General features: G+C 43.8%; 9 protein-coding genes and 1 pseudogene. 7 read left to right on the top strand and 3 right to left on the bottom strand.

Annotated features, from left to right (window positions below; genetic code table 11):
- Window positions 1-20 precede the first annotated feature (20 nt).
- The 7 genes from acnB to FIV01_RS12075 all read left to right on the top strand — a co-directional run bounded on the left by acnB (window position 21) and on the right by FIV01_RS12075 (window position 8817).
- Window positions 21-2618 (top strand): bifunctional aconitate hydratase 2/2-methylisocitrate dehydratase, encoded by a 2598-nt coding sequence (gene acnB / locus FIV01_RS12105; RefSeq protein ID WP_152431227.1) that lies wholly within the window; start codon window positions 21-23, stop codon window positions 2616-2618.
- 108 nt (window positions 2619-2726) lie between these two features.
- Window positions 2727-3098: a YacL family protein gene (locus FIV01_RS12100; protein ID WP_152431729.1), complete on the top strand. Its 372-nt coding sequence runs from the start codon at window positions 2727-2729 to the stop codon at window positions 3096-3098.
- Window positions 3099-3272: 174 nt separating this feature from the next.
- Window positions 3273-3611: a P-II family nitrogen regulator gene (locus FIV01_RS12095; protein ID WP_114784959.1), complete on the top strand. Its 339-nt coding sequence runs from the start codon at window positions 3273-3275 to the stop codon at window positions 3609-3611.
- A gap of 25 nt (window positions 3612-3636) precedes the next feature.
- Window positions 3637-4866: an ammonium transporter gene (locus FIV01_RS12090; RefSeq protein WP_152431226.1), complete on the top strand. Its 1230-nt coding sequence runs from the start codon at window positions 3637-3639 to the stop codon at window positions 4864-4866.
- A gap of 143 nt (window positions 4867-5009) precedes the next feature.
- Entirely contained in the window at window positions 5010-6023 is a 1014-nt protein-coding gene (locus FIV01_RS12085) for a Fe(3+) ABC transporter substrate-binding protein (protein ID WP_152431225.1), read from the top strand.
- A 137-nt stretch (window positions 6024-6160) separates the two neighbouring features.
- Window positions 6161-7786 (top strand): ABC transporter permease, encoded by a 1626-nt coding sequence (locus FIV01_RS12080; RefSeq protein ID WP_152431224.1) that lies wholly within the window; start codon window positions 6161-6163, stop codon window positions 7784-7786.
- Window positions 7786-8817: an ABC transporter ATP-binding protein gene (locus tag FIV01_RS12075; protein WP_152431223.1), complete on the top strand. Its 1032-nt coding sequence runs from the start codon at window positions 7786-7788 to the stop codon at window positions 8815-8817. The genes FIV01_RS12080 and FIV01_RS12075 overlap by 1 nt, the downstream gene beginning before the upstream one ends.
- A gap of 21 nt (window positions 8818-8838) precedes the next feature.
- Here the strand turns inward: FIV01_RS12075 and FIV01_RS12070 are convergent, their stop codons facing one another.
- The 3 genes and pseudogenes from FIV01_RS12070 to FIV01_RS12060 all read right to left on the bottom strand — a co-directional run bounded on the left by FIV01_RS12070 (window position 8839) and on the right by FIV01_RS12060 (window position 12735).
- Window positions 8839-10752, bottom strand: a complete 1914-nt coding sequence (locus FIV01_RS12070; protein WP_152431222.1) for a beta-N-acetylhexosaminidase — start codon at window positions 10750-10752, stop codon at window positions 8839-8841.
- Window positions 10753-10778: 26 nt separating this feature from the next.
- A pseudogene (locus FIV01_RS12065) lies at window positions 10779-11015 on the bottom strand (BadF/BadG/BcrA/BcrD ATPase family protein); the annotation flags it as partial.
- Window position 11016: 1 nt separating this feature from the next.
- A complete protein-coding gene (locus FIV01_RS12060) occupies window positions 11017-12735 on the bottom strand; it encodes a glycoside hydrolase family 9 protein (RefSeq protein WP_152431220.1) in 1719 nt (572 codons plus the stop codon).
- Between the last annotated feature and the right edge of the window lie 27 nt (window positions 12736-12762).

Genomic DNA, 12762 nt, shown 5'->3' with positions numbered 1-12762 from the left:
CGCAATGAGAGGAAAAAGTCGTGCTTGAAGCCTATCGTAAACACGTCGCAGAGCGTGCTGCTGAAGGAGTTGTTCCGAAACCACTAGACGCTGAACAAGTTGCTGGTCTTGTAGAACTTCTAAAAAATCCGCCTAAAGGTGAAGAAGCCGTACTTCTTGACCTATTAGAGAATCGTATTCCTCCCGGTGTTGATGAAGCGGCTTATGTAAAAGCTGGTTTTTTAACCGCAGTCACTAAAGGTGAAGTGACGTCTCCGTTAGTCAGTCGTGAAAAAGCAGCGCAGCTGCTTGGTACCATGCAAGGTGGATATAATATCGCGCCCCTTGTCGATCTTCTTGAGGATGATGCTCTGGCTCCAATCGCCGTGGAAGCTTTGTCTCATACTTTATTGATGTTTGATGCTTTCTACGATGTAGAAGAAAAAGCCAAAGCGGGCAACACTCATGCTCAAAAAGTCATGCAGTCTTGGGCGGATGCCGAATGGTTTTTGTCTAAACCAGAGCTTGAGAAAAAAATCACTCTTACTGTGTTTAAGGTGACGGGTGAAACCAACACCGATGACCTTTCTCCAGCTCCAGATGCTTGGTCTCGTCCAGATATCCCCGTACATGCTCTTGCTATGTTGAAAAACGAGCGTGATGGTATTACCCCAGATCAACCTGGTAGCATCGGCCCTATCGCTCAAATAGAAGACCTGAAGAAAAAAGGTCATCAGCTTGTCTACGTAGGCGATGTGGTCGGAACAGGCTCATCACGCAAATCAGCGACTAACTCAGTGTTATGGTTTATGGGTGATGATATTCCTAATGTGCCAAACAAGCGTGCAGGTGGTTATGTCCTTGGTGGCAAAATTGCACCTATCTTCTTCAATACCATGGAAGATGCGGGTGCTTTACCAATTGAAGTGGATGTATCCAAGCTCAACATGGGGGATGTGATTGACGTTTACCCTTATGAGGGTAAAGTTTGTAACCATACAACGGGTGAAACTCTTGCTGAGTTTGGCTTGAAAACCGAGGTTCTTATCGATGAAGTTCGAGCTGGTGGCCGAATTCCGCTGATTATTGGACGCGGTTTAACAGACAAGGCACGTCAATCTCTAGGTCTGGAGTCATCTGATATTTTCCGCAAGCCAGGCGCTGTTGCCGATTCAGATAAAGGCTACACATTAGCTCAAAAGATGGTTGGTAAGGCATGTGGTGTAGAAGGTATTCGTCCTGGCACTTACTGCGAGCCTAAAATGACCACAGTTGGATCTCAAGATACCACAGGTCCTATGACTCGGGATGAATTGAAAGATCTAGCTTGTCTGGGCTTTTCGGCTGATTTGGTTATGCAGTCCTTCTGTCATACCTCAGCGTACCCAAAACCGGTTGATGTTAATACTCACCACACACTGCCTGATTTTATTATGAATCGTGGTGGGGTATCTCTTCGTCCAGGTGATGGTGTGATTCACTCTTGGCTCAACAGAATGCTTCTTCCTGACACTGTAGGAACTGGTGGTGATTCACATACTCGTTTCCCTCTTGGCATTTCTTTCCCAGCAGGCTCAGGCTTGGTAGCCTTCGCAGCGGCAACTGGGGTAATGCCATTGGATATGCCAGAATCGATTTTGGTTCGCTTTAAGGGCAAAATGCAGCCAGGTATTACGCTCAGAGATCTTGTTCATGCGATTCCGTATTACGGTATTAAGCAAGGCCTTCTAACAGTTGAAAAAGCAGGTAAGATTAATGAGTTTTCTGGCCGAGTGCTGGAAATCGAAGGGGTTGAGCACCTAACCGTGGAACAAGCATTTGAGCTGTCTGACGCATCGGCGGAGCGCTCTGCTGCTGGCTGTACCGTCAAGCTTTCTCAAGCCTCGATCGAAGAGTACCTCAATTCCAACATTATTATGCTCAAGTGGATGATTTCTGAAGGTTATGGCGATCGTCGTACTATAGAGCGCCGTATTGCGGCAATGGAAGAGTGGCTTGCAAATCCTGAGTTAATGGAAGCGGATGCCGATGCAGAATATGCCCATGTGATTGATATTGATCTTGCTGAAATCACAGAGCCGATCCTTTGTGCACCAAATGATCCAGACGATGCACGTTTACTATCTGATGTTCAAGGTACGCAAATTGATGAAGTCTTTATTGGTTCTTGTATGACGAATATTGGCCACTTCCGAGCGGCAGGTAAACTACTTGAGCAATATGGTGGACAACTAGATACTCGTCTTTGGGTTGCTCCGCCGACCAAAATGGACAGAGATCAGCTCACTGCAGAAGGATACTACGGAATCTACGGCCGTGCTGGTGTTCGTATCGAGACCCCAGGGTGTTCCTTGTGTATGGGTAACCAAGCTCGAGTTGCAGACAAAGCGACAGTGATGTCGACGTCTACGCGTAACTTCCCTAATCGTCTTGGTAATGGAGCGAATGTATTTTTATCCTCTGCTGAATTGGCCGCTGTTGGCGCTATTCTCGGTAAAATCCCAACTAAGGATGAGTACTTAGAATATGCTAAGCAAATTGACTCCACCGCTGCTGATACGTATCGCTATCTTAACTTCCATAAGATGGAAGAATACACCAAGAAAGCCGATAGCGTGATTTTCCAAGAACCAGTGTGAATCAATAGCATTGAGAATAAGAGCGCCTGTTAGCAACAGGCGCTTTTTTTTGAGCTTTTCGAACAGTATCTATATACTTTGCCTTCCTTTTTGCACACGGCATTAATGATGGAATTTGAATTTATTCGCAACACCCTAATGGGCGAATACTATGTGAAGCCAAGTATGGGCCACGAAGTTCTCGGCCGCTGGCTTGAAGAAGAAATTGGTAAAGACAAGCAAAAAATACAGCAAGTGGAAGCGCTTTTAGAAGCTGTAATTCAATCTCCACTGTTAGAGCATAAGTACCTAGGGTGTGAAATATCGCTCATTATTCAAGGTGATGAAGTGACCGTAGAAGAAAATATATTGAGTCATGGAGAATCTATGCCGGAAGATAGTGAATTTGATTACTACAACTGTGAAAGCAAAGCATCTTGTGGACTGGATGACTTTGTATCTTTGTTTGAGCAGTGGACAGCGTTTCTACAGTCCAGATAGATAAAGCGATTTAAATTTATCGCATCATTATTGTGAAAAGGGCGCACCGATGTGGTGCGCCCTTTGTGTTTCTAATTCTTTTAAAAACATTAAGTTATTATATATCAGATGCTTAATAAGTTGGCACGTAGCTTGGATTAATGGATGTAATTATGTCAGCCTCGAGAGGGTAAGATGAAAATCATTAATGCGATTATAAAGCCATTTAAATTGGATGATGTGCGAGAAGCTTTAGCAGATGTCGGTATAGAAGGAATGACGGTATCAGAGGTCAAAGGCTTTGGGCGGCAAAAGGGTCATACCGAACTTTATCGTGGTGCTGAATATCAAGTCGATTTTTTACCTAAAGTGAAGCTCGAAATTGCAACCCATGCGGATAATGTTGAACCTGTTTTAGAAGCAATCTCTAAAGCCGCTCATACCGGAAAAATAGGCGACGGAAAAATCTTTGTTTACGACCTAAATCAAGCAGTACGCATACGCACTGGTGAAATGGACGCGGAAGCACTCTAGGCTCGATAGGATTGGAGAATACCAAATGGAACTTACATCAACAGTTGTTGAACTGCGTTACGCTCTAGACACTTTTTTCTTTTTGATTTCAGGTGCACTTGTCATGTGGATGGCGGCTGGATTCGCTATGTTAGAAGCAGGTTTAGTACGCTCAAAAAATACTACTGAGATATTAACCAAGAACGTTTGTCTTTATGCGATTGCCTGCACCACGTATCTAGTTGTCGGCTACAACATTATGTATGTCGATAATACTGAGGGAGGCTGGTTGCCATCAATCGGGGCTCTAATCGGATCGCAAAGTGCTGGTGCTGATCACTCTTTAGAGTCTGACTTTTTCTTTCAGGTAGTGTTTGTTGCTACTGCCATGTCCGTTGTCTCAGGCGCGGTTGCTGAACGAATGAAACTCTGGTCATTCCTTATTTTTTCGGCGGTGTTGACCTCATTTATTTACCCAATGGAAGGCTACTGGACATGGGGTGGTGGCTTTTTAGCACAAGCGGGCTTTAGTGACTTTGCGGGCTCTGGGATAGTGCATTTGGCGGGCGCGGCGGCAGCGCTTGCTGGCGTATTACTGCTAGGTGCACGCCGTGGTAAGTATGGTAAAAATGGCGAAATCTACCCAATTCCTGGTTCAAATATGCCGCTTGCTACCTTAGGGACATTTATTTTGTGGTTTGGTTGGTTTGGTTTTAATGGTGGCTCTCAACTAATGGTGTCTGATTTCGAAAATGCCACCGCAGTAGGAAAAATCTTTCTTAACACCAATGCCGCTGCAGCAGCAGGAGCATTTGCTTCGCTCTTAGTATGCAAAACGACTTGGGGCAAAGCCGACTTGACCATGGTGCTTAATGGCGCTTTGGCTGGTTTAGTTGCAATTACTGCCGATCCTTTATCTCCGTCTCCGATCTATTCGGTAGCGATCGGCGCTGTTTCTGGCGTTTTGGTCGTCTTTAGCATCATAGCCCTAGACAAACTCAAGATAGATGATCCGGTTGGTGCCATTTCTGTTCATGGCGTATGTGGCTTTTTTGGTTTGATGGTGGTGCCTTTGAGTAACAGTGATGCCAGCGTTGGCGTACAGCTATTTGGCGCTGTCACTATATTCTCTTGGGTATTTATCAGCAGTTTAATCGTGTGGTCGGTACTTAAGGCAACTCTTGGCATTCGCGTTTCTGAAGAAGAGGAGCTAGAAGGGATGGATATGCATGATTGCGGTGTTGGTGCCTATCCAGAGTTTGTGACCGTTAAATAAGTCATAAGCTGTTACAAATAAAATACTCAAAAACCTGTCAGCTATGGCAGGTTTTTGCGCATGATTAATTGAGTTCTTGGCCGTCTTGAATATAATACAAGTGATAAAAATTATCATTTAGATTAATTAAAAGGACTGAACCAATGAAAAAAATGCTGACTCTTTCGGCTTTGGCATGGGCTACTTTGGCGCCGAGCGCAATGGCTGCTGAAGAAGTAAACGTCTACTCATACCGTCAACCTTTTTTAGTTGAGCCTATGTTTAATGAGTTCACCAAAGAGACTGGCATTAAAGTAAATGTAAAGTTTGCCAAAAAGGGTTTAGCAGAAAAGCTAGCTCAAGAAGGCGAATATAGCCCTGCTGATGTTATTCTAACGGTCGATATTAGTCGCCTTTCTGAGCTGACAGACAAAGGTTTGGTTCAGTCTGTTGATAGTGATGTACTAGAGAAAAATATTCCAGCTCAGTATCAAGATGAGAATAATGAGTGGTTTGCGTTAACCACGCGAACACGCAGCGTTTATTCATCTCGAGAGCGCGTTGGTAAGCTAGGTGATGACTTTACTTACGATGACCTTGCTAAGCCTGAGTTTAAAGGCAAGATTTGTACTCGTAGCGGTAAACACCCCTACAATGTTTCGCTGGTTTCTTCAATGATCGCTCACCAAGGTGAGGCAGCAACGAAGAAGTGGCTGGAAGGCGTTAAAGCTAATCTAGCACGAAAGCCCCAAGGCAATGACCGTGCTCAAGTGAAAGCAATCAAAGAAGGCCTGTGCGACGTATCTCTGGGTAACAGTTACTATCTAGGGAAAATGTATAATGATAAAGAGCAGAAAGCATGGGCGGATGCGGTTTACATTAATTTCCCTGATCAGAAGACTACGGGTACCCATGTTAATATCTCTGGTATGGCAATGGCCAAATACTCACCGAATAAAGACAATGCGCTTAAGCTGATGGAGTTTTTGTCTGGTGATAAAGCTCAGAGCATGTATGCAGAGGTCAATTATGAGTATCCTGTTAAAAATGGAGTGAAGCGTTCTGCGCTGGTTGCATCTTGGGGAGAATTTAAGGCAGACACTATCTCTTTAGATGAAATCGCTGATCACCACTCATCAGCAATCAAACTACTCGACGAAGTAAAATTCGACCTGTAATTGCTCATCATTGCAATTATTTAGCCTCAAGCTGCTGTTGTTATTGGAGCGACTTGAGGTTGCTGCTTTATAAGGGTATAAAATACCCTTAGTGTGATAGAGATGCATGACTCATATGCATCTATGATTGTTAGGCAATGAAAGAAAAACTATACCTATGGAAAACCAGTAGTGGGATGCTCGCCTTGCTACTGGTTTTGCCGATCTTGGCAATATTTATGACGTCAATTGGTGAGACAGATGAACTCTTTTCTCACCTTTTATCGACCGTAATGCCAACTTATACTCTCAATACGGTCGCTTTGGCTGCTGGGACTATGCTGCTGTCTGCCGTTTTTGGTATACCCTCCGCTTGGGTAATGGCAATGTGCAAAATCCCAAGTGAAAGGTTTTTACAGTGGGCATTGGTCCTTCCTCTGGCTATGCCAAGTTATATTGTGGGATATATTTTTACCGACTGGCTTGATTTTGCAGGCCCAATCCAAATATTTCTTCGTGACGTTATGGGTTGGCAAGCAGGAGATTATTGGTTTCCTGACATTCGAACCTTGCCAGGCGCCATTTTTGTGTTGGCATTGGTTTTATACCCATATGTGTATTTACTCTGCCGCGCCTCCTTTATGGAGCAAAATGTCTCTTTATTGCAATCGGCTCGCTTGCTTAAATGTTCACCGTGGGAAAGCTTTCTCCGGATATCATTGCCACTTGCCAGGCCCTCTATTGCCATAGGGCTCTCCTTGGTTGCGATGGAAACCATTGGTGATTTTGGCACAGTCAGTTACTTTGCTGTAAATACTTTAACCACGGCAGTGTATGACACTTGGCTCGGCTATTCGAGCCTAACTGCTGCCGCAAAAATATCGGCAATTATGCTGATATTTGTTGTCTTATTGCTCAGCACCGAGCGTTATAGCCGCCGTAGACAAAAGTTGTTTCAAAACCAGTTTAATAGCAGTGAAGACTTTAGATACCAGCTACAGGGCTGGAAAAAATGGTTAGCCTTATTTTGGTGCTGGGGTTTGGTCGTCATCGCGTTTGCATTTCCTTTAATGCAGTTGATTGTTTATGCATATCAATACTTTGCTCAAAGTTGGACCCCAGAATTTCGTCAATACGCTTTGAATAGTTTGTATGTATCATTTTCAGCAGCTTTCATTGGCGTTTTTGTTGCTGTCGTGGTGAATTTTTATCATCGTTTGGTCGGAAATAATCAAAGTTTAGTCTTTATGCGTTTATCTTCGTTAGGCTATGCTGTTCCGGGCACTGTACTGGCTATTGGGGTTATGGTCCCGGTTCTTTTTATGGATCATTTGGTCAATGATGTGGCAAAAATGATTAATGTTGCTCAGCCAGGCTTGATATTTTCAGGCTCTATGTTTGCGTTGATCTTTGCCTTAACGGTGAGGTTTTCTGCAGTGGCTATTGGTAGCGTTGAGAGCAGTCTTAACAAAGTCTCTCCTTCACTTGATATGGCCTCACGCACTATGGGGTGTAATTCCAATCAGATGCTATGGCGTGTTCATTTTCCTCTGATTCGACGAGGTGCGTTAATTGCGGGGCTACTGGTATTTATCGAATCAATGAAAGAGCTCAATGCCGCTCTGCTGCTTCGGCCGTTTAATTTTGAAACCTTGGCAACTTATGTGTATAACTTTGCCTCCGATGAGCAGCTTGAGTTAGCAGCGTTACCCGCAGTACTTTTGGTATTAGTCGGATTGATTCCGCTTGTATTAGTTAATCGTTCACTGGAGCACTCTCACTGATGAGCAAAGCGCTATCTATCACTAATTTAACGTGTAAATATGATCTGCAAACAACCGTGCTTGAGTCCTTGTCTTTGGATGTAAGTCAAGGTGAAATCGTGTGTTTGCTTGGTGCGAGTGGTTGTGGAAAAACAACCTTGTTAAAAGCTATCGCAGGCTTACTGCCGCTAAGCTCAGGGACCATGCGTCTCAATGGCAAGCTAATAGATAACGGCAGCTGCTGGCAGCCACCAGAGCAGCGAAATATTGGCATGATATTTCAAGATTACGCACTTTTTCCTCATTTGACGGTGGAAGAAAATGTGGCTTTTGGTTTAAAAGCATTTAGCAAACATGATAAATCGCTCAAGATCGCGGAAATGCTGGCTTTGGTTCATCTCACAGGATACGAGAAGCGTTACCCACACCAGTTATCAGGCGGGCAACAGCAACGCGTTGCTATCGCGCGTTCTTTGGCCTACAACCCTGACTTATTATTGTTAGATGAACCCTTTTCTAACATAGACACTCAGGTTCGCCACGAATTGATCGGTGAAATTCGTAAAATCTTTAAGCAGCAGGGTGTGACGGCAATCTTTGTAACTCATAGTCGTGAAGAAGCTTTTGCCTTTGCTGATAAGATGGCGGTGATGAATCACGGCATCATAGAGCAATATGGAACCGCGAGTGAATTGTATTATCAACCATCAAGTAAATTTGTTGCCGATTTTTTAGGTGGCGGTAGCTACCTGAACGCAAAACGGGTATCGGAGCGAGAGTTTGAAACTGAGCTTGGCCTTGTCGAAGCAAAGGCGCAGCAAGATATCCATATTGATGCTAAGTGTGAATTGTTACTACGCCCACAGCACATCCAGATTAGTGCGACCGAACAAAGCAGCGTCATGGTACTTGAGCAGCAATTTATGGGAGATCATTGCCGCTATGTTATTGATGCCAACGGTAGCCGATTATTAGCTAGTTCATCGGAACCATTAAACATTGGTCAGCCAGTTTCGGTCAAAGTAGAAACACACGGTGTTTTGGCATTCTAATCCCGCCTTGATCTGACGTTATTAAGTTTTTGTCTTCCATGGGTATCGGTATTGGATATTTTGCTTATCCATAAGACTCTGATGTTGCTTTAGGCGAGATAAATAATCTTGCCAATTACGCTGAGAGTTGTTGGTCCAGCAAACTTCCGCAAAAGCAGTCAACCGAGGGAAAAGCATATAATCTATCTTGGTCTGCTCTATGGTGTTTTCGCACCATAGAGCGCACTGAAGCCCTGATATCTTCTGATGTATAATGCTCTGTGCTGATGTTTTTTCAAGTGGTTGGTAACGGTAAGCTTTTTCTAAAGTAAGTACTCCTGCCCAGTCCGACCCTGACTCATGGGGATCATAATCTTGTACCAAATCAAAGTAGGTATATTGGGCTGGTTGGAGAATCACATTGAAACCCTGCTCAGCGCTGTTTATGGCGGCGTTCTCATTGGTCCAAGCAACGATGACAGTATTGGGACTGACTTTATTCCCATTTTTGACTTCTTCCCAGCCAAGCATACGTTTTCCAAGTGATTTAAGTTTGTTCTCTGCATAGCGGAGAATATGACTTTGAAGCTCATCTGTGCTTTGGTAGTGGTTGACTTTCATGAGTGTCTGACAAGCTTGACTGTTTTGCCATACACCAGAGGGGACTTCGTCACCGCCCATATGTATCCAAGGTGAAGGGAAAAGATCCGCAATTTCTTCTAGCACCTTATCGATGAAAACATAAGTACCATCAAGGGCTGGGGAAAGAGTGTTATCGTGATAGTTTTGGACACTTAGATAGTAAGATGAGTCTTCGCCATCAGCAAGTAGATGAGGGAGAGATTTTATCGCTGCTCTACAATGCCCAGGGATATCAATCTCTGGTATTACAATAATCGAGCGATCAGCGGCGTAAGCTATGATTTCTCGTATCTGCGCTTTGCTATAGTAACCTTCATGATTTGAGGTAAGATGGCTCAATTGTGGCTCTAAATCGTACTGACTGCCACGTTTTGCACCTATCTGCGTGAGTTGTGGAAAAGCATCGATCTCCACTCTCCATCCTTCATCATCGGTTAAATGCCAGTGAAAATAGTTGAACTTGTAATATGCTAATTGATTAATCAATCTTTTGATTGTACTTACAGAGTGAAAATGACGAGCGCAGTCGAGCATCAACCCACGATAAGTAAATCTAGGATGATCGGCGATCTTAACCTTAGGAACGACGAATTTACCATCTGAGTTTTTAATGAGCTGCAATAAGGTAGCACTGGCATGAGAAAAACCATTTATGGAGTTAGCCTCTAATTTAATACACACCGCCTCCACCTCTAAATTATAGTGTCCCTCCTCTAGGGAAGAATTGAGCATAAAGAGTATACCGCTGTTACTTATTCCCAAATGAATGCCAAACATGGTATTCATTTCTTGTTCTAGCCATGTGGCCGCTTTCTCGGCCATGGAAGTTTGGATGGAGATATTGACTTTGTCAGTCAGAGTGAACTCTCCCTCTCGATATTCGATTTTGTTGGGATGAGGGATAAGCCCGGTGCAAGATGCTTCTGGAGGTGTCAAGCAAGCGTCTATTTTATGGACTTTGGCAAGCATCATTGGCTCAATGGCGACTGGCAGTTTCTGGTTTGTGTCTAGGTCAACAACGACTGCCTCTTTTATGCCATGAGCATAGAAGCGAACAGGTGGTGAATTAACAATAAATTCGCAGTAATACTGATTATTTATGGCTAAATTGTCGGTATCTGGCGTGATTGTACAAAAACTTCCTACTTGTTTGACTTTGCCATGAGTGATGCTGTCGAGATTAATATTGCGCTCGAAAATAAACTGTAAACACCAGCGTGAGAGTGTGAATTCAGAGACGTTATGTAGTGTTAAGCTGACCAAGCTCTGCTCAGGCTGTTCAGAGATAACGGCGAGTTGGAGTTGATAGCTCATGCTTCCTCTCTTTTAAATAGATTATGTTCAGCGTCAGCAAGTGCTAATCCAAGATGCATGAAAGCGAATTGGGAATGATCAAGACTGGCACTTTTCGCCGCTATGGATACGGTTTCGTTTATAGACTGTAGGGCAAGTTCGACTCCGAGTAGAATATTAGTGCTGCCGCCGTTTGCTTCTCCAAGTAATCTTCCTTGATGATCTCTTATTCTTGCTCGGCAACTGGTTCCCCCGCCGTCAATGCCGACATAACATGTAATCATTCTAACTTTCCTCCCTGTTAGTAAAATGATGTGATTGGGCGATGATCGCCAGAAGGAACCATGCGCTGTGGGGTAACCATTGTTCTCCCCATCGCCAATTTTGCGCCATATCGTCTTTATGAGATGAGGGGTTAAATGCTATGCCATGTGGCTTATTTACTCCCGCAGTAATACCATTGCAAATACCTCCTTTGGCATTAAAAAAACCAAGTTGAGGTAAATAATCAGGGTTATTGTGTCCATGTCCATCGAGCATACACATGTCATAGGGGTTAAGGCCTAGTATCCAGTCTATGGCACCTTGAGCATATTGAATTAAGCTATTTTTTAGGGTGATATCCTTGATATAAGGCTGCGCGAAATACGCCATCACAGCCAATGATGATAAGCGTGCATTCTCACCTTGCCACCAATAACCTGTCTCATTATCTTGCGCGATGAAGAAAGCTTCTCGTTTGTCATGATGCAGATCTTTAACGTATTGACGTGGATAGCCAAATGGATTGAATACCTTGTGAGTGATGGACAGTTCAAATTGACAGGATTGAACTAGAGTCTTCAACACGGCTTCACTGAGACTATCTTGTTTATCTATGCTGAGATACTCGCATAGTGCGATGGCAGGAAGGCCTGCTTCTGCCGCGTGAAAATAAGGTCGAGAGCCATCGTCATTGGCTGACCAATAGTGACTGACATTAGCATCCGACTGCTGACGGTTTGTAAGCCTTTTTGCCCAAGTGCGAGCTTCTTCTAAGTAACAAGTTTGGTGGGTTGATTTGTATAACTCGACGCTAGCAATAAGAGCGCAATACTCATCAATAATATTTTCTTGATTGTCGTTTAGATAATAGTGGTTGTGCTCTTTAAGATGTGCGTAGCCTAAAACTGCCGCTTTGAGGTATTCCTCAGCCGTATAGTCCCTGTCCTTGTTGAGTCTTGCTGCTGCTGCCAATGCCGCGATAGCAAGGCCGCCGCCTTGACGAAAGCCTGCTTGGTAGTCGTCTGACCTTTGTCCCTGCTGGGTTGAGTAGGAACATATTTCTCTTTCATGAGGATTTTTGGACCACTTATCAAATACAGTAGTATAGAAATAGCCGCTGCTGTGCTGCATTCTGAGCAAAAAATCAGCCCCGAACAAAGCTTCATCTAACATCCTTTGATAGGTAAAATTGGGTAGACTGCGCTGAGTTATTTCAATCCCTTTGACTGTATTCCATACCACGATGGGCGTTTGCTGCGGGTTGAAATAGTTCGCATAGGAAAGATGAGATAAGTACTTACTTACATCTCCAGATGCATCGTACCAGCCACCGTGTACATCAACATAGGTTTGACTATTGAGTAAACGAACATGTTTATCTTGCCTATCAAATAGCCCATCACAACGTTGTGATTTGAAATAATGAATCAGATCGGAAAGTGTTGATTGGCACAGCTGGTTATTTGAAATAGTAAATGGTTTGGATTGGCAATGCTGAAATCGCAAATAATAGCTGCCAGATACTTGATGGGCGGAAAAGTCGATATGACTGAAATATCCCTGATGCCATTTTTCCACTCGCGCAATCAGCCCTAATGGAAAGTGGCCGACACATTGCTTGTTATCGACATTGATGAGTTCCACCTGAGAGCTTGGCAGCAAAGAATCCTCATCGAGCATCAAAATGGCCTTTTTAGGACCAAGTCTTTCATAACCAATATGGTTGGTTAGTATCTGCATTCGCACCTCTTGGTAGTTATTCTCAAT

The organism is Vibrio aquimaris (assembly GCF_009363415.1).
Lineage (GTDB): Bacteria > Pseudomonadota > Gammaproteobacteria > Enterobacterales > Vibrionaceae > Vibrio > Vibrio aquimaris.
This window is presented reverse-complemented; position numbering and strand designations above follow the sequence as displayed.